Here is a 17,504-nt window from a genome sequence, read left to right on the forward strand (position 1 = left end):
CGCGGTATCAGCGCTCCGAGGCTTGCGGCTTGGTGGGGCGCACCAGCTTGTGGCGGACCACGCCGATCAGCATGGGCACCAGGGAGAAGGCGATGATGGCGATGATCATCACCGACAGGTTCTGCTTGATGAAGGGCACGTTGCCGAAGAAGTAGCCCAGGGTGACCAGGCCGCCGACCCAGGCGACGCTGCCGGCGACGCTGAAGAACAGGAAGCGCAGGTAGGGCATGTAGGCCATGCCGGCGACGAAGGGCGCGAAGGTGCGCACGATCGGCAGGAAGCGCGCGAGGGTCACGGTCTTGCCGCCGTGGCGTTCGTAGAAGGCGTGGGTCTGGTCCAGGTAGTCGCGGCGGAACACCTTGGAGTCCGGGTTGCTGAACAGCCGTTTGCCCAGGGTGCGGCCGATCACGTAGTTGGTGCTGTCGCCGCTGATGGCCGCGAACAGCAGCAGGCCGCCGAGCAGCCACGGGTCCATGCCGCCGGTGGCGCAGATGGCGCCGGCGATGAACAGCAGGGAGTCGCCGGGGAGGAAGGGCGTTACCACCAGGCCGGTTTCGCAGAAGATCACCAGGAACAGGATGGCGTAGATCCAGGCTCCGTAGTTGCTGACCAGCAGCGAGAGATAGGTGTCGAGGTGCAGGACGAGGTCGATCGGGTTGAAATCCATGAAGAGCCTTGAGAACCGCGTGGTGAACTGCCGAGCCCGGCATTATAGGCGCCCCCGTGTTGCAGTGGGGGGCGCTTTGTCGCGGGCCTCTGCCCAGGACAGGTTGCAGGATATTACACGTCGGCATGAAGGCTGCAGTCCCGCAGTGGAAATCCCTGTCGGAACCTCGCCCCATGTCCCTGCATCCCGCCCATTCGCCCCTGCCCGGTGTCGCCCTTGGCGCCGGGCCCGACCTGCCGGCCCAGGCCGCGCGGGTGCGCGCCGAGTGGCTGGGCGGGCGCCAGGGGCGGCCGGCGGTGTTCATGCTGGGGATGCTCTGGGGGCGCGGCTGCCCCAATCTGGTGCGGGAGCTGGAGGTGCAGCTGGATGCGCTCTTCGCCGATTTCGCCTGCGCCCCCGAAACCTGGTCCGAGGCCCAGGCCGTGCGCCAGGTGCTGGCGTCGCTGAACATGCTGAACTTCCGCCGCGCCCGGGCTGGCCGGCCGAGCGCCGAACTGGCCGCGGGGGTGCTGCTGGTCCAGGGTGGGCAGGCGCATTTCCTGCGCTGTGGAAACATCGGCCTGCTGCGTTACCGCGCGGGTGAGCTGCAGGGCCTGCCCGGCCGCGAGGATGGCAGCCTGGGCGGCCAGGCCGAGTTGCCGCTCACCCAGCACAACCTGCCGCTGCAGGCGGGCGAGGCCTTGCTGATGGCGCCGCAGCCGCTGCTCGAGGTGATCGATCGGCGGCCGCTGCTGGAGGGGCTTGGACGGCCCGCCGAGGTCGAGCTGCCGGCGCTGCTGGAGCCGCTCCTGCAGGCACCGGGGGCCGCCGCGCTGGTGCTGCCGGAGCGCCTGGTGGCGCAGCCGGGCCTGCCGGTGCCCGCCGGCTGGCCGGCGCCGCCGGTGCTGCGGCCGGGAATAGCGCTGGAGGGCTGGCGGCTGCTGGAGGCCTGCCCCTACGGGCCCGAGGGGCGGCTGTTCCGCGTGCGCCACGAGGACGGCCGCGAGGCCTGGCTGCTGGCAGCTGCACAGGCCGCCGACCAGGCCTTCTGGCTGCGCGAATGGGCGTTGCGTGGCTGCAAGGTGGCGAGCCTGCCCGACGTGCTGTCGCCCCGCGCGCCGCGCCAGCATGCTTACCAGCTGTTCGCCTTGCCGGCGGGGCGCTGGCGCAGCCTGGCGGATTGGCGCGGTGCCTGGCGTAAGCCGGCGCCGGCAGAGTTGCTGGGCCTGCTGCGGCAACTGGTGCAGGCCCTGCGGGCGCTGCAGCGGCGCGGCATGCAGGGGCTGTGGGTTTCCCCCAGGCAGATCGTGGTGGACGACCGCGGGCACCTGCTGTTGTTGCCGGAGCTGGCCGCGATAGTGCCGGGCTGCCCGCGCCAGGCGCTGCCGGCCGATGTGTTGCCGCTGGCGCCGGAACTGCGCGCGGGCGGCGCCCTGGACAGCCGCGCCGAGCAGTTCGTGGTGGCTGCCTACGCCTACTGGCTGGCCAGCGGGCGCTGGCCCGAGCCGGCACTGCCGGAGGCGGGGACGGCGGTGCGCTATCAACCCCTGGCGGACCTCGGGGTGGCCGTGCCGCCCGGCTGGGATGGCTGCCTGGCGCGGGCCCTGGCGCCGGAGCCGGAGAACCGCTTCGAGGCGCTGTCGGAACTGGTCCAGGCCCTGGAGGCCGGGTTAGCGCAGGCTCGCCTGCCAGTCCAGGGTTGGCGCCGCTGGGCGGTTGTCGGCGCCTTCGCGGGCGTGGTCGTGGCCGCCAGCGCCTGGTGCCTGCTCGGCTAGCGGGTGTTCGGCCACGGCGCGGATGCCCTGGGCCGTTTCCAGGTGGGCGTCGGCGATCAGCTGCTGCAGGCGCCCGCTCTGGCGCAGCGTGCGCAGGCCGCGGTCGAGGTTGGCGGCCAGCGCCTCGCCGCCGGTGCGGGCCTTGGGAATCAGCACGTAGAGGGGCTTGATCTCCAGCGGCGGCTCGATGAACTCCAGCTGTTCGCGCAGCGCCGGGGCATTGCGCGCCAGCAGGTGGTAGCCGGTGTAGCGGTCCACCACCGCCAGGTCGAGGCGCCCGCGCAGGAGCTTTTCCAGGTTCTGCCAGTCGTTGTTGACCACTTCCTTGGTGAGGAAGTCGGCGTTGTCGAAGTCGGCCTGGTTGACGTAGCCGCGCACCACGCCGATGCGGTAGGGGCGCAGGCTGTTCAGGTCGCCGGCGCGGTAGGCGATGGCGTGGTCGCGGCGGTGGAAGAAGCCCAGCTGCGAATCCAGCAGCGGCATCGAGGTGTAGAAGTCGCGGCTGCGGTCGGCCGACAGGTAGGCCGGCATCAGGGCGTCGTAGCGGCCTTCGCGGGTTTCGTTGAGGGCCCGTTGCCAGGGCAGGAACACCCGTTCGGCGCGGTCGCCGTTGAGCGCCAGGGCCTCGTCGAGGATGCGGCTGGCCAGGCCCTGGCCGGGCAGGTCGGCGCCGACGTAGGGCTCCCAGTCGAGGGTGGCCACGCGCAGGGTATCGGCCTGGACGGTGCCCAGGCCGAACAGCAGGAGCACGGAGAAGTGACGCAGTAGACGCTGGGGAATGCCCATGGAGCCCCTTAGCCGCCGAACGCCGGGCGGCACGTGCGATGCTTCACTGTAATGCTGGCTTTACGCTATTGCTAGCGTGATGCGCCCCTGGCTTAGACGAGATCGTCGCTGATCGGGAGGATATAGTTCTTGAACTCGGTGTCCTCGCGGAAGCCGATGGACTCGTAGACCTTCTGCGCCACCTCGTTGTTGATGCTGGTGGACACGCGCATGCGCACGGCGTTGGTCTCCCGCGCCATCTGCCGGGCGTGCTGCAGCAGGTGGTCGGCCACCAACTGACGGCGGGCGTCCTCGGCGACGTAGATGTCGTTGAGGATCCACACGCGCTTGAGCGACAGCGAGGAGAAGCTCGGGTAGAGCTGGCAGAAGCCCAGCAGCTTGTCGTCGCTGTCGTCCGGCAGCGCCAGGTAGATTACCGACTCCTTGCGCTTGAGGCGCTTTTCCAGGAATTTCCGCGAGGATTCGGGGTAGGGCAGCATCCCGTAGAACTCACGGTACTTGACGAACAGCGGGGCGAGCAGGTCGAGGTGATCGAGGGTGGCTTGCACGATGCGCATGGGCGGATCTCTGCGTTCGGTGAATGGGCTGCTGTCACGATGCAGGTGCTGTGCCAGCACAACACTGCCCTGGATGCTGCACCAGAAATCGTTGAAAGCGCAATCCAAGCGAGCGTTTGATCGAGAGCGGCGCCTTAGGGGTCCAGGAAAGCATGGACGTGGGAGCGGGCCCTGCCCGCGAATCGCGCGCAGGGCGCGCTCCTACAGATGGGACAGCGGTGGTGGGGTAGGAGGACTTCGTCCGCGATTGGATTGACCGGCCACACCGGATGCCCCGGTGGCACGGCCCACGGCGGATAACCGCGAACGGTTATTCGCCCTACGGTTCCAGTCAGTCCCTCTCCCGGAGGCTCAGCGCCCGGCCAGCAGGAAGTTGGCCCCCGGCCCCTGGCCTTCCAGCGTCGGCAGTTCCGCCTCGTCCTTCAGGTTCACCCCCGAGAGCTGGCGGCGGCAGGCTTCGCGCATCAGGTACAGCAGGCGGTGCGCGGCCATGCCATAGCTCAGGCCTTCCAGGCGGACGTTGGAGATGCAGTTGCGGTAGGCGTCGTTCAGGCCCACCTTCGGCGCCCAGGTGAAGTACAGGCCGAGGCTGTCCGGCGAGCTGAGGCCGGGGCGTTCGCCGATGAGGATGACCACCATCTTCGCCTTCAGCAGTTCGCCGACCTCGTCCGCCACCGCGACGCGGCCCTGTTGCACCAGGGCCACCGGCGAGAGGCTCCAGTTCTCGGCCGCGGCCATTTCCTCCAGGCGTTCCAGGAAGGGCAGGGCGTGGCGCTGCACGGCCAGGGCGGAGAGGCCGTCGGCCACCACCACGGCCAGGTCGTAGCCCGCCGGGTTGGCCTGCGTGTGCCGGCGCAGCAGCGCTGCCGAGTCTTCATCCAGGCGGCGGCCCAGGTCCGGGCGTTGCAGGTAGGTGTGGCGGTCGGCGGCGGCGCTGTGCAGCAGCAGGCTTTCGCGCCCGCGCCCGGCCAGGGCGGCGCTCAGGCCGGCGTGGTCGAAGGGCAGGTGCACGGCGTCGCGGGCCTGGGCGTGGGCGAACTGGAAGTCCAGTTGCGCGCGGGTCGGCAGGCTGGTGCCGGCGCGGCCCAGGGCGATGCGCGCGGGGGTCAGGCGGCGCAGTTCCTGCCAGGGGTTGGGGGTGGCGGTGGACTTCTCTTCGCTCATCCGCGCGTCCTCAGTTCAGTTGCGCCAGGGCCGGGCGGAACGCCGGCGGCAGTTGCTCGGCGAGGCGCACCCGGCCTTCGCGTTGTTGCAGGATGTGCATGCGCTCCAGCCACTGCTCGAACTCCGGTGCCGGACGCAGGCCCAGGGCCTGGCGGGCGTAGAGGGCGTCGTGGAAGGAGGTGGTCTGGTAGTTGAGCATCACGTCGTCGGAACCGGGGATGCCCATGATGAAGTTGATGCCGGCCACGCCCAGCAGCGTCAGCAGCATGTCCATGTCGTCCTGGTCGGCCTCGGCATGGTTGGTGTAGCAGATGTCGCAGCCCATGGGCACGCCCAGCAGCTTGCCGCAGAAGTGGTCTTCCAGGCCGGCGCGGATGATCTGCTTGCCGTTGTACAGGTATTCCGGGCCGATGAAGCCGACCACGGTGTTCACCAGGAACGGCTTGAAGTGCCGCGCCACGGCATAGGCGCGGGCCTCGCAGGTCTGCTGGTCGATGCCGTGGTGGGCGTTGGCCGAGAGGGCGCTGCCCTGGCCGGTCTCGAAGTACATGAGGTTGTCGCCCAGCGTTCCACGCTTGAGCGACAGGCCCGCTTCGTAGCCTTCCTGCAGCACCGAAAGGCTCACGCCGAAGCTGGCGTTGGCCGCCTCGGTGCCGGCGATGGACTGGAACACCAGGTCCAGCGGCGCGCCGCGGTTGATCGCCTCGATGGAGCTGGTGACGTGGGTCAGCACGCAGGACTGGGTGGGAATCTCGTAGCGCTGGATGATGGCGTCGAGCATCTCCAGCAGGGTGCAGATGGATTGCAGGCTGTCGGTGGCCGGGTTGATCCCGAGCATGGCGTCGCCGTTGCCGTAGAGCAGGCCATCGAGGACGCTGGCGGCGATGCCGGCCGGGTCGTCGGTGGGGTGGTTGGGCTGCAGCCGGGTGGATAGCCGGCCGCGCAGGCCCAGGGTGTTGCGGAAGCGGGTGACCACGCGGATTTTCTGCGCCACCAGCACCAGGTCCTGCACGCGCATGATCTTCGATACCGCGGCGGCCATTTCCGGCGTCAGCCCCGGCGCCAGGGCGCGCAGGCTGGCTTCGTCGGCGGCATCGCCGAGCAGCCAGTCGCGGAAGTCGCCCACCGTCAGGTGGCTGACCGGGGCGAAGGCGGCGCGGTCGTGGCCGTCGATGATCAGGCGGGTGACCTCGTCGCTTTCGTAGGGGACCAGCGCCTCGTCGAGGAAGCGCTTGAGCGGCACCTCGGCCAGGGCCATCTGCGCGGCCACGCGCTCGGCGTCGCTGGCCGCGGCGATGCCCGCCAGGCAGTCGCCGGAGCGCGCCGGGCTGGCCTTGGCCATCAGCTCCTTGAGGCTGTCGAAGCGCCAGGTCTGGCCACCGACGCTGTGGGCGTATCCGGGCATGGGAACTCCTTGTGCTCAACGGCGCCGGACCTCGCGGCCCGGCGCGGGTGGATCAGCCTTCGCTGGCGAAGCTCGCCGGCACGCCACGGCGCGCGGCGATGACCAGGTTGCAGCCGATGTAGCCGGCCAGCATCAGCGCCAGGAATACCATGGCGATCACCTGGTTGTACCACAGCATGGCCGCCAGGCAGACCAGCGCCAGGCCCAGGGCGATGCCCGGCACCACCGGGTAGCCGGGGGCGCGGAAGCTGCGCTCCAGGTGCGGCTCGCTGCGGCGCAGCTTGAACAGGCTGAGCATGCTCATGATGTACATGACGATGGCGCCGAACACGCTCATGGTGATCATGGCGGCGGTCAATGTCATGCCCTGCAGGCTGATCAGGTTGTCGCTGAAGATTGCCGCGATGCCCACCACGCCGCCGGCGAGGATGGCCCGGTGCGGGGTCTGGAAGCGCGACAGCTTGGCCAGCCCTGCGGGCAGGAAGCCGGCGCGGGCCAGGGCGAAGAACTGCCGCGAGTAGCCGAGGATGATGCCGTGGAAGCTGGCCACCAGGCCGAACAGGCCGATCCACACCAGCATGTGCATCCAGGTGGAGTTGTTGCCGACCACCGCCTTCATGGCCTGCGGCAGCGGGTCGTTGATGTTCGACAGTGCGCGCCAGTCGCCAACGCCGCCGGCGAAGATCATCACGCCGATGGCCAGGGTCACCAGGGTCAGGATGCCGGCGATGTAGGCGCGCGGGATGGTGCGTTTCGGGTCCTTGGCTTCCTCGGCGGCCATGGCCGCGCCCTCGATGGCGAGGAAGAACCAGATGGCGAAGGGGATCGCCGCGAAGATGCCGCCGATGGCCGCGCTGCTGAAGGTACTGGAGCCGGCCCAGCCGTTGAGCACGAAGTTGCTGAAGCTGAAGCCCGGCGCCACCACGCCCATGAACACCAGCAACTCGGCCACGGCCAGCACGGTGACCACCAGTTCGAAGGTGGCGGCGATGCTCACGCCGAGGATGTTCAGCGTCATGAAGATGGCGTAGGCGCCGGTGGCCGCCCATTTCGGGTCCAGCGCCGGGAACTGCACGTTGAGGTAGGCGCCGATGGCCATGGCGATGGCCGGCGGGGCGAAGACGAACTCGATCAGGGTGGCGATGCCGGCGATGCTCGCGCCGGTCTTGCCGAAGGCCCGCAGGCTGTAGGCGAAGGGCCCGCCGGCGTGGGGGATGGCGGTGGTCAGCTCGGTGTAGCTGAAGATGAAGCAGGTGTACATCAGGGCCACCATCAGGGTGGTGACCAGGAAGCCCAGGGTGCCGGCGGTGCCCCAGCCGTAGCTCCAGCCGAAGTATTCGCCGGAAATCACCAGGCCCACGGCCAGGCCCCAGAGGTGCAAGGTTCCCAGCGTCGGTTTTAGTTGTGATGCGCTCATTGTGGACTCCTCTGCCCCTGGGGGCGTGGATGGGTTGCCTGGCTTCGATGGTAGCGACGCAGGTCGTCCAGGACTTGACCCTGGAGCCCGGCGTGCGGCCTCTGCGGTCAACTTGCAACAGGGTGTTACCCATCGCCCCAGGATGGCGCGGGGCCTGCACGGGAATGACGCAAGTCTTCGAGGAAAACACCCCGGGGATGGGGGCTGGCGGGCCCTGGAGGCGAGGCACGGTAATTGCTTCGTCGTTTTGTCGAATAAGTGATCAATAACGAGCGTGCCCATGAACCCGTCCCTGTTCTCCAGCGCAGTCGCCATGCCCTCGGCGAGCAACCTCGGCGTGCTGTCCGCCGCCGCCAGCGGACTGGATGGCTTCATCACTGCCCAGGGCGGCGACATCGACCGCGTCTTCGGCCGCGCCGGCATCGACCCCGAACGCCTGCGCCACCCCACGCTGAGCCTGGCCCTGACCAACTACTGCCAGGTGCTGGAGGAGGCCGCGCGGCAGTCCGGCTGCGACAACTTCGGCCTGCGCTACGGGCAGCAGTTCCAGCCCCGTGCCCTCGGCCTGCTGGGCTACGTCGGGCTGTGCTCGGAAACCCTGGAGGACGCCCTGCGCAACTTCGCCTCGGCCTTCCCCTTCCACCAGCACAGCACGCTGATCCGCCTGGTGGACTGCGGCGAGTGCTACCGCTTCGACTACCAGGTGCAGCACGGCGCCATCCTCGACCGCCGGCAGGATGCCGAATTGACCATGGGCATGGCGCTGAACCTGCTGCGCCACGCCCTGGGCCAGGACTGGACGCCGCGCGCGGTGGGCTTCGAGCACGCCCGCCCGGAGGACTGGCAGGAGCACGCGCGGGTCTTCGGCGCGCCGGTGCACTTCCAGCGCGGCTGCAATTCGCTGCTGGTGCCCAAGGCCGACATCAAGGGCCGGCTGATGCCCGAGCGCGACGCCAACCTGCTGTTCCTGGTGCAGGACGTGATCCGCCGCCTCGGCGAGCAGAGCCGTGGGCCGGACCTGCTGGAAGACGCCGGCACCCAGATCCGCCTGGCCCTGAGCGAAGGCGAGCCGGTGCTGGAACTGATCGCCGAGCGCCTGGAACTGACCACCGCCGGCCTGCAACGGCGCCTGCGCGAGGCCGGGCTGAGCTTCAGCCAACTGGTGGAGAACACCCGCCGCGAACTGGCGGTGCACTACCTGCGCCAGCGCCAGCGGCCGATCTCCGAACTGGCGCCGCTGCTGGGCTATTCCGAGACCAGCGCCTTCTCCCGCGCCTTCCGCCGCTGGTTCGGGGTGAGCCCGCGGCAGTGGCGTAGCGACGAGGCCTGATCTTCCCGGCCGCGCCGGCGCGCTCCTACGAAAAGCCGTGCACGCCTGCAAAGTAGGACCTTGACTGCGATAACCGGAGATTCCGGCGCGGATTACGCTGCGCCACCCGCGTCATCCCCATGTAGGAGCGCGCCCTGCGCGCGAATCGCGGGCAGGGCCCGCTCCTACAGGTTGACTGCGAATTTCCCATCCATGGCGGACAGGTTCCTGCGCGGGAGACATCGGCGGATAACCGCGAACGGTTATGCGCCCTACACACTTGAAACTGAGACTTTTCAGGCGACCAATCAGGCCGTTGTCCGATAGTCCGGATCGAGGGCAAATCCGAATCTGGCCGACCTGCCGCCGAATACGGGGCAAACCTGCCGGGTCGCCGTCCATGAAGATAGAATGCCGCCAGGCGCAAAACGCGCATGGCATCGTTTTCTCGTTGATGATCGTTCAACTGGTTGCTGCCGAGCGGAACCGGTTACGTTCGTTGAACTACGATCGAACGCTCCGTTGGAATCAGGACATAGCCGAGTTTGTCTTGGATGTTTTCGACTACATGCAGGCGAGGGATCGGCTCTGCATGCTTAGCGTGCTGGTATCCGAACCTTTGAGCCGGGAGCAGGCCGACGCCTTGAACCACCAGAGAGTCAGTGTCGCCAATGCCGTTGCCGGGATCGCCACGGCAGCCGGCTCGCGCATACATCCCGTCGCAGGATTGGCCATGGGGGCCGCAAGCAGGCGTTTCGCGTTCGATCGGCTGCCGACCTACCATATCGGCGACCGGATTGTCGGCGTCGATGCCGTAGTGAGTGGTGGCATAGGTCCGCAGCGGTCTACCCAGTCCATGTTGCTCAAGACGGGGGCTTCCCACTGATGAGCGACATGCTCCAGTACGCCGTGGCACTCGTCCTGATTGTCTCGGTCGATCACTTGGTTCACCGCCGGACGCTGCGCCGGTGGTTGGGAGGTGGGTGCTTCCTGGCCGGTTGGGCAGTCATTCTCCAGTGGCCGACGGGGCTGTCCCATGGCGGTGACAGTGTCATTCCCGCTCTGGCGCTGATCGCCCTGGGCGGCTCCCTGCTCCTGCGCCGCAGGCGCGCCGAGGCCTGAAAAAAAGCGCGGCCCGAAGGCCGCGCAGGAAGAGAGTCGGAAGCCCGGGTGGATCAGAAGAAGCCCAGCGGGTTGATGTCGTAGCTGACCAGCAGGTTCTTGGTCTGCTGGTAGTGGTCGAGCATCATCTTGTGGGTCTCGCGGCCCACGCCGGATTTCTTGTAGCCACCGAAGGCGGCGTGCGCCGGGTACAGGTGGTAGCAGTTGGTCCACACGCGGCCGGCCTTGATGCCGCGGCCCATGCGGTAGGCGCGGTTGATGTCGCGGGTCCAGACGCCGGCGCCCAGGCCGTATTCGGTGTCGTTGGCGATGGCCAGGGCCTCGGCTTCGTCCTTGAAGGTGGTGACGCCCACCACCGGGCCGAAGATTTCCTCCTGGAACACGCGCATCTTGTTGTTGCCCTTGAGCAGCGTCGGCTGGATGTAGTAGCCGGTGGCCAGGCTGCCTTCGAGTTTCTCCACCGCGCCGCCGGTCAGCACCTCGGCGCCTTCCTTCTGGGCGATGTCGAGGTAGGAGAGGATCTTGTCGAACTGCTGCTGCGAGGCCTGGGCGCCGACCATGGTGTCGGTGTCCAGCGGGTCGCCGCGCTTGATCGCCTTGACCTTCTTCATCACCACTTCCATGAACTGCGGGTAGATGGACTCCTGCACCAGGGCGCGGGACGGGCAGGTGCACACCTCGCCCTGGTTGAAGAAGGCCAGCACCAGGCCCTCGGCGGCCTTCTCGATGAAGGACGGCTCGGCCTGCATGATGTCTTCGAAGTAGATGTTCGGGCTCTTGCCGCCCAGTTCCACGGTGGACGGGATGATGTTCTTCGCCGCGCACTCGAGGATGTGCGAGCCCACCGGGGTGGAGCCGGTGAAGGCGATCTTGGCGATGCGCTTGCTGGTGGCCAGCGCCTCGCCGGCTTCCTTGCCGAAGCCCTGGACGACGTTGAGCACGCCCGGCGGCAGCAGGTCGCCGATGATCTCCATCAGCACGCAGATGCCCAGCGGCGTCTGCTCGGCCGGCTTGAGCACCACGCAGTTGCCGGCGGCCAGGGCCGGGGCCAGCTTCCAGGCGGCCATCAGCAGCGGGAAGTTCCACGGGATGATCTGCCCGACCACGCCCAGCGGCTCGTGGATGTGGTAGGCCACGGTGGTGTCGTTGATCTCGGCGGCGGAGCCTTCCTGGGCGCGGATGCAGCCGGCGAAGTAGCGGAAATGGTCGGCGGCCAGGGGGATGTCGGCGTTGAGCGTCTCGCGCACGGCCTTGCCGTTGTCCCAGGTTTCGGTGACGGCCAGCACTTCCAGGTTCTGTTCGATGCGGTCGGCGATCTTCAGCAGGATGTTCGAACGCTCCTGCACCGAGGTGCGGCCCCAGGCGTCGGCCGCGGCGTGGGCGGCATCCAGGGCCTTGTCGATGTCGGCGGCGTCGGAGCGGGGGAACTCGGCGATCGGCTGGCCGTTCACCGGCGAGGTGTTGACGAAGTACTGGCCATTGACCGGGGGTACGAACTCGCCACCGATGTAGTTGCCGTAGCGGGACTTGAAGGAAACGACAGCACCTTGGCTACCGGGTTGGGCGTAACGCATGGTGGATCTCCTGGCTCTTGTGCTTGTTGGGGAGGACGCGTTTGTGGTCTGACAAGCGTAGAGCAAGGGCCGGGCCATGCCAGCGCGAACCGCGTGGTTGCTGGGCCGGTGGTCGGCTGGCGGGCAGCCGCCGACGGGCGGTGTGGCAACGGCGGTACAGGCCGTGGTGACAGTTTGTACCGCATCCGGCACAGCGGCTGACCGGCAGGTCACCGGGGCATTGCATTGCGTGGCGCACTGGACGATGCTGCGGGGACGGTCGCCCCGGGACTGCCTGCCGTCCCTTCCGTGGAGAACCATAACAATGAGTGCGAACGCCATGAGTCGCCACGCCCGCCAGGTCATGACAGTGGCCCGCGGGCAGCAACCGGCCAGCGGCCCCGCCGCCGATCCGTCCATCGCCCGTTCCTGGCTGCGCTGCCTGGAGGAATACCACCTCGACCCGGCGCAGACCCTGCCGCCCACGGTGCTGGAGCACCGGCGCATGCTGGAGCGCCGCGAGGGCCTGCAGCAGGTGCTGGAGATCGCCAGCGGCGAGATGACCAGCCTGCGCCAGCAGCTCGCCGGCGCCGGCCACGCGGTGCTGCTCACCGACGCCCGCGGAGTGATCCTCAACCGCGTCTGCGACGAGGCCGAGCGCGCCACCTTCGAACACGCCGGGCTGTGGCTGGGCGCCGACTGGAGCGAGGCGCGCGAGGGCACCAACGGCATCGGCACCTGCCTGGTCGAGCGCCAGGCCCTGACCATCCACCGCGACGAACATTTCCGCAGCCTGCACACCGGCCTAACCTGCTCGGCGAGCCCGGTGTTCGACCCCCACGGCGAACTGCTGGCGGTGCTCGACGTGTCCTCGGCGCGCCGCGACCTGTCGCGGCAGAGCCAGTTCCACACCATGGCGCTGGTCAACCTCTCGGCGAAGATGATCGAGAGCTGCTACTTCCTGCGCCGCTTCGAGGGCCAGTGGCTGCTGCGCTTCCACCTGCAGGCCGAGTACGTCGGGTTGTTCAGCGAGGGCCTGGTGGCCTTCGACGGCGCCGGGCGCATCCTCGCCGCCAACCAGGGCGCGCTGAACCTGCTGGACCGCCCGCGCGACGGCCTGCTCGGCCGCTGCGTGGAGGACTGCTTCGACATCCGCCTGGACGACCTGCTCGGCCGCGCCAGCACCCAGGCCGGCCTCAGCTGGCCGCTGCGCAGCCATGCCGGGCGCCAGTTCCATGCCCAGTTGCGTGGCGAGCCACGGCCGCTGGTGGTGCCCGTGGCGCGCCCGGCGCCGGCCGCCCCGGGGCTGTGCCTGGGCGACGAGCGCCTGGCCGCGGACTTCCGCCGCGCCCTCAAGGTCTACGCCCACGACGTGCCGCTGCTGCTGCACGGCGAGACCGGCTCGGGCAAGGAGGCCTTCGCCAAGGCCGTGCACCAGTCCGGCGAGCGCGCCGGCAAGGCCTTCGTCGCGCTGAACTGCGCGGCCATCCCGGAGAGCCTGATCGAGAGCGAGCTGTTCGGCTACCGCGGCGGCAGCTTCACCGGCGCGCGCAAGGAAGGCATGCGCGGCAAGCTGCTGCAGGCCGACGGCGGCACCCTGTTCCTCGACGAGATCGGCGACATGCCCCTGGCCCTGCAGACGCGCCTGCTGCGCGTGCTGGAAGAGCGCCAGGTGGTGCCCCTGGGCGACGGCGTGGCGCAACCGGTGGACCTGCGCCTGATCAGCGCCACCCACCGCAACCTGGATGAACTGGTGGCCGCCGGCAGCTTCCGCGAGGACCTCTACTACCGCCTCAACGGCCTAGTGCTGCAACTGCCGCCCCTGCGCGAGCGCGAGGACAGGCCGCAGTTGCTGGCGCAACTGCTCGCCGAGGAGTCCCGGGGCCGGCCCATCGTGCTCGACGAGGACGTGCGCCAGGCACTGCTCGACCACCCCTGGCCGGGCAACGTGCGCCAGCTGCGCAACGTGCTGCGCACCCTGGTGGCGCTCAGCGAAGGCGGCCGCGTGCACCTGGCCGACCTGCCGGTGGACATCCGCCGCGCCGCGCAGCCCAAGCCGGTATCCGAAGCGGAGGCGCCCACCGACAGCCTGCTCGACGCCGAGCGCGGCGCCCTGCTGGCGGTGCTGGAGGCGCAGCGCTGGCACATGAGCCGCACCGCGCAGCAACTGGGCATCAGCCGCAATACCCTGTACCGCAAGTTGCGCCGCCACGGCCTGAGCCGCTCCGTGCCGTAGGGCGTACAACCGTTCGCGGCTGTACGCCGTTTGACCTTGGCCCCAGGCGGCTCCGGGTTCGGCCTTGGCTTTGGCTGCGGCTGTGTAGATGGATGGCTTCAGGTTCAACCTTGGCTTTGGACGAGGGTTGGGTGTATCGGCGTATAACCGCGAACGGTTATACGCCCTACGCCAAGCCTACCGCCGGCGTGCGCGGAACCCCCGGCGAATGGCGCCGTCTGATGCATCCAGCCACCCCGCCGGCACCCGGCGCTGTGCTAATCTGCCGCCCATTCGAAGCGCCTTCCCAGGCTTGATTGCAGGAGTCTGCATGCATATCCACATCCTCGGCATCTGCGGCACCTTCATGGGCTCGCTGGCCGTGCTGGCCAAGGAACTGGGGCACCGCGTCACCGGTTCCGACGCCAACGTCTACCCGCCCATGAGCACCCAGCTGCAGGCCCAGGGCATCGAACTGATGCAGGGCTACGAGCCCGCCCACCTGGAGCCGGCGCCGGACCTGGTGGTGATCGGCAACGCCCTGTCGCGCGGCAACCCGGCGGTGGAGCACGTGCTGAACAAGGGCCTGCCCTACGTTTCCGGCCCGCAGTGGCTGGCCGACCACGTGCTGCAGGGGCGCTGGGTGCTGGCCGCGGCCGGTACCCACGGCAAGACCACCACCAGCAGCATGCTGGCCTGGGTGCTGGAGCACGCCGGCATGAGCCCGGGCTTCCTGATCGGCGGCGTGCCGCAGAACTTCGGCGTCTCCGCGCGCCTGGGCGGCACGCCGTTCTTCGTGGTGGAGGCCGACGAGTACGACAGCGCCTTCTTCGACAAGCGCTCGAAGTTCGTCCACTACCGCCCGCGCACCGCGATCCTGAACAACCTGGAGTTCGATCACGCGGACATCTTCCCGGACCTCGCGGCCATCGAGCGGCAGTTCCACCACCTGGTGCGGACCATCCCCGGCGAGGGCCTGATCATCCACCCTGAAAGCGAAGCCGCGCTCAAGCGCGTGATCGGCATGGGCTGCTGGACGCCGGTACAGACCACAGGCACCGGCGGCCAGTGGCAGGCGCGCCTGCTCAGCGCCGACGGCTCGCGCTTCGAGGTGCTGTTCGACGGCGCCGCGCAGGGCACCGTGGAGTGGGAGCTGACCGGCCAGCACAACGTCGCCAATGCCCTGGCCTGCCTGGCCGCCGCCCGCCACGTCGGCGTGGTGCCGGAGCTGGGCTGCGCCGCTCTGTCGGCGTTCAAGAGCGTCAAGCGGCGCATGGAGAAGGTCGCCGAAGTGAAGGGCGTGACCCTCTACGACGACTTCGCCCACCACCCGACCGCCATCGCCACCACCCTCGACGGCCTGCGCAAGCGCGTCGGCGACGCCCCGGTGATCGCCGTGGTGGAGCCGCGTTCCAACTCCATGAAGCTGGGCGCCCACCGCGACGGCCTGGCCGACAGCGTGGCCCAGGCCGACCGGGTGTTCTGGTACGCGCCGCCGAACCTGGGCTGGGACCTGGCCGCCACAGTGGCCGGTTCGACCGTGCCGACCCAGGTGTGCGACTCCCTGGACGCCATCATCGACGGGGTGAAGGCCGTGGCCGCCCCGGGCACCCAGGTGGTGATCATGAGCAACGGCGGCTTCGGCGGCCTGCACGGCAAGCTGGCCAAGGCCCTGGAGGACTGAGATGGCGGGAGCCGAACGCGTCACCCTGGCGATGACCGGCGCCTCCGGCGCCCAGTACGGCCTGCGCCTGCTCGACTGCCTGGTGCAGGAAGACCGCGAGGTGCACTTCCTGATCTCCAAGGCCGCGCAACTGGTGGTGGCCACCGAGACCGACGTGACCCTGCCGGGCAAGCCTCAGGCGATGCAGGCCTTCCTCAGCGAATACACCGGCGCCGCCCCCGGGCAGATCCGCGTGTACGGCAAGGAGGACTGGATGGCCCCGGTGGCCTCCGGCTCCGGCGCGCCCGGCGCCATGGTGGTGGTGCCGTGTTCCACCGGCACGCTGTCGGCGATCGCCACCGGCGCCTGCAACAACCTGATCGAGCGTGCCGCCGACGTCGCCCTCAAGGAGCGCCGCCAGCTGATCCTGGTGCCGCGCGAGGCGCCGCTCTCCAGCATCCACCTGGAGAACATGCTCAAGCTGTCCAACCTGGGCGCGGTGATCCTGCCGGCGGCGCCGGGTTTCTACCACCAGCCGCAGACCATCGACGACCTGGTCGACTTCGTGGTCGCGCGCATCCTCAACCAACTGGGCATCCCCCAGGACATGCTGCCGCGCTGGGGCGAACACCACCTTGTCAGTGACGAATAAGCTCCTCGCCGCCCTGATGCTGCTGCAACTGGGCGGCTGCGCCACGGTGAAGACCCTCAACGCCAACAAGCCCGGCGCCCCGCTGATCTACGCGGGCACCCGGCTGGACTGGTACTCCATCAACGGCGGCTGCTGCCCCAGGGACCACTACGGCACCGAGGCGCCAACCTACCCACGCCTGGACCTGCCGGGCAGCGCGTTGCTGGACACCGTGCTGCTGCCGCTGTCGATCGCCGCGGAGCTGGGGATCGGACTGCAGGTGTGGGGCGGGAATTGACGCCGCGGGCCTTGCCCGCGATTCGCGCGCAGGGCGCACTCCTACAGGTGGGCGTTGCGTAGGAGCAGATCTCATCCGCGAACCGCGCCGGAGCCTCCGGCTATCGCGGACAAGGTCCGCTCCTACAGGGGAGTGCCATGCCTCATACCGAACTGTAGGAGCGGGCCCTGCCCGCGAAATCGCGCGCAGGGCGCAACAGGAAACACCGTCGTAGGATGGTGTTGAGCGAAGCGATACCCATCGCCACGGCAGCATGGGTTTCGCTGAGGCTCAACCCATCCTACGAAGAGCATCTCGGTGCAGCTGGGGTTATTTGCCTAGCCTGCGCAACTCATCCGACTCGACGAAACGCACGCCCTTGCCGGTCTCCAGGGCCAGGCGCCAGAGGGCGCGGGCCAGGGCGCAGGCTTCGATGCCGTGGAGCTTGCCGGGGAGGATGCGGGCGAAGGGCGCGGCGAGCAGTTCGGCCAGGCGGATTTCCTCGCGCTGGCCCAGCAGCAGGGAGGGGCGGGCGATGGTCAGTTGTGGCCAGCCCTGTTTCTGCAGGGCCTCTTCCAGCTCGCCCTTGACGCGGTTGTAGAACAGCGAGGACTTGCTGTCCGCGCCCAGCGCGCTGACCACCACGTAGTGCCGCGCGCCGAGCCCGAGGGCGTGCTCGCCCAGGGCCAGCGGCAGGTCGTGGTCCACCGCCTTGAAGGCCGCTTCCGAGCCGGCCTCCTTGAGGGTGGTGCCCAGGCAGCAGAACACCGTGTCCACCGGCCCTGCCAGGTTGGGGATGAGTTCGGCCAATGGGCCTATGGGGTTCTCCAGGCGCGGGTGGGCGGCCAGTGGCCGACGGGTCGGCGCCAGCACGCGCTTGACCGTCGGCTCGCTGAGCATGCGGTCGAGCAGGTGCTCGCCGGTGAGGCCGGTGGCGCCGGCGAGAAGGACATGCGTCGGTGTTGAATACATCCTGGTTTCTCC

Annotated in this window: 16 protein-coding genes; 8 read left to right on the forward strand and 8 right to left on the reverse strand. The window is 68.9% G+C overall.

The window, feature by feature from the left end; genetic code table 11:
- Positions 1 to 7: 7 nt before the first annotated feature.
- Positions 8 to 667 carry a DedA family protein gene (locus tag PKO50_RS02185; RefSeq protein WP_275628683.1) on the reverse strand — a complete coding sequence of 220 codons (660 nt, stop codon included), beginning with the start codon at positions 665 to 667 and terminating at the stop codon, positions 8 to 10.
- Between the two features lie 173 nt (positions 668 to 840).
- Between PKO50_RS02185 and PKO50_RS02190 the strand changes: the two genes are divergently transcribed.
- On the forward strand, positions 841 to 2,421 hold the full coding sequence (locus PKO50_RS02190; protein ID WP_275628684.1) for a protein kinase: 1,581 nt from the start codon (positions 841 to 843) through the stop codon (positions 2,419 to 2,421).
- Here PKO50_RS02190 and PKO50_RS02195 read toward each other — a convergent pair.
- The 5 genes from PKO50_RS02195 to eat form a co-directional block, all read right to left on the reverse strand.
- Entirely contained in the window at positions 2,317 to 3,207 is an 891-nt protein-coding gene (locus tag PKO50_RS02195) for a transporter substrate-binding domain-containing protein (RefSeq protein WP_275628685.1), read from the reverse strand. The two genes, PKO50_RS02190 and PKO50_RS02195, sit on opposite strands and share 105 nt — an antisense overlap.
- A 92-nt stretch (positions 3,208 to 3,299) precedes the next feature.
- Positions 3,300 to 3,764, reverse strand: coding sequence for an N-acetyltransferase (locus PKO50_RS02200; RefSeq protein ID WP_275628686.1), 465 nt, complete (start codon positions 3,762 to 3,764; stop codon positions 3,300 to 3,302).
- 351 nt (positions 3,765 to 4,115) lie between these two features.
- Positions 4,116 to 4,928, reverse strand: coding sequence for an ethanolamine ammonia-lyase subunit EutC (eutC, locus tag PKO50_RS02205; RefSeq protein WP_275628687.1), 813 nt, complete (start codon positions 4,926 to 4,928; stop codon positions 4,116 to 4,118).
- 10 nt (positions 4,929 to 4,938) lie between these two features.
- Positions 4,939 to 6,333: an ethanolamine ammonia-lyase subunit EutB gene (locus PKO50_RS02210; RefSeq protein ID WP_275628688.1), complete on the reverse strand. Its 1,395-nt coding sequence runs from the start codon at positions 6,331 to 6,333 to the stop codon at positions 4,939 to 4,941.
- 52 nt (positions 6,334 to 6,385) lie between these two features.
- Positions 6,386 to 7,750, reverse strand: coding sequence for an ethanolamine permease (gene eat, locus PKO50_RS02215; protein WP_109936766.1), 1,365 nt, complete (start codon positions 7,748 to 7,750; stop codon positions 6,386 to 6,388).
- A gap of 280 nt (positions 7,751 to 8,030) precedes the next feature.
- Here eat and PKO50_RS02220 point away from each other — a divergent pair, with 280 nt between their 5' ends.
- The 3 genes from PKO50_RS02220 to PKO50_RS02230 all read left to right on the forward strand — a co-directional run bounded on the left by PKO50_RS02220 (position 8,031) and on the right by PKO50_RS02230 (position 10,181).
- Complete coding sequence (locus tag PKO50_RS02220) at positions 8,031 to 9,080, forward strand: AraC family transcriptional regulator (protein WP_109936767.1); 1,050 nt, start codon at positions 8,031 to 8,033, stop codon at positions 9,078 to 9,080.
- A 379-nt stretch (positions 9,081 to 9,459) separates the two neighbouring features.
- A complete protein-coding gene (locus tag PKO50_RS02225; protein ID WP_109936768.1) occupies positions 9,460 to 9,945 on the forward strand; it encodes a hypothetical protein in 486 nt (161 codons plus the stop codon).
- Positions 9,945 to 10,181, forward strand: a complete 237-nt coding sequence (locus tag PKO50_RS02230) for an MYXO-CTERM sorting domain-containing protein (RefSeq protein ID WP_109936769.1) — start codon at positions 9,945 to 9,947, stop codon at positions 10,179 to 10,181. Before PKO50_RS02225 ends, PKO50_RS02230 begins: the two co-directional genes overlap by 1 nt.
- A gap of 53 nt (positions 10,182 to 10,234) precedes the next feature.
- On the opposite strand, the gene PKO50_RS02235 is transcribed toward PKO50_RS02230, so the two are convergent.
- Positions 10,235 to 11,755 carry an aldehyde dehydrogenase family protein gene (locus PKO50_RS02235; RefSeq protein ID WP_109936770.1) on the reverse strand — a complete coding sequence of 507 codons (1,521 nt, stop codon included), beginning with the start codon at positions 11,753 to 11,755 and terminating at the stop codon, positions 10,235 to 10,237.
- 304 nt (positions 11,756 to 12,059) lie between these two features.
- Between PKO50_RS02235 and PKO50_RS02240 the strand changes: the two genes are divergently transcribed.
- The 4 genes from PKO50_RS02240 (at position 12,060) to PKO50_RS02255 (ending at position 16,541) form a co-directional block, all read left to right on the forward strand.
- A complete protein-coding gene (locus PKO50_RS02240; protein ID WP_275628689.1) occupies positions 12,060 to 13,970 on the forward strand; it encodes a sigma-54-dependent Fis family transcriptional regulator in 1,911 nt (636 codons plus the stop codon).
- 310 nt (positions 13,971 to 14,280) lie between these two features.
- Positions 14,281 to 15,633, forward strand: a complete 1,353-nt coding sequence (mpl, locus tag PKO50_RS02245) for a UDP-N-acetylmuramate:L-alanyl-gamma-D-glutamyl-meso-diaminopimelate ligase (RefSeq protein WP_275628690.1) — start codon at positions 14,281 to 14,283, stop codon at positions 15,631 to 15,633.
- Between the two features lies 1 nt (position 15,634).
- The gene (ubiX, locus tag PKO50_RS02250) at positions 15,635 to 16,264 is read left to right on the forward strand and encodes a flavin prenyltransferase UbiX (RefSeq protein ID WP_109936773.1); all 630 of its coding nucleotides are present in this window, start codon (positions 15,635 to 15,637) and stop codon (positions 16,262 to 16,264) included.
- The gene (locus PKO50_RS02255) at positions 16,254 to 16,541 is read left to right on the forward strand and encodes a YceK/YidQ family lipoprotein (RefSeq protein ID WP_176450304.1); all 288 of its coding nucleotides are present in this window, start codon (positions 16,254 to 16,256) and stop codon (positions 16,539 to 16,541) included. Before ubiX ends, PKO50_RS02255 begins: the two co-directional genes overlap by 11 nt.
- 309 nt (positions 16,542 to 16,850) lie before the next feature.
- Here the strand turns inward: PKO50_RS02255 and PKO50_RS02260 are convergent, their stop codons facing one another.
- Positions 16,851 to 17,492 carry an oxidoreductase gene (locus PKO50_RS02260; RefSeq protein WP_109935021.1) on the reverse strand — a complete coding sequence of 214 codons (642 nt, stop codon included), beginning with the start codon at positions 17,490 to 17,492 and terminating at the stop codon, positions 16,851 to 16,853.
- Positions 17,493 to 17,504: the final 12 nt, after the last annotated feature.

It is taken from the genome of Pseudomonas sp. 273 (assembly GCF_029201425.1).
GTDB lineage: Bacteria > Pseudomonadota > Gammaproteobacteria > Pseudomonadales > Pseudomonadaceae > Pseudomonas > Pseudomonas delhiensis.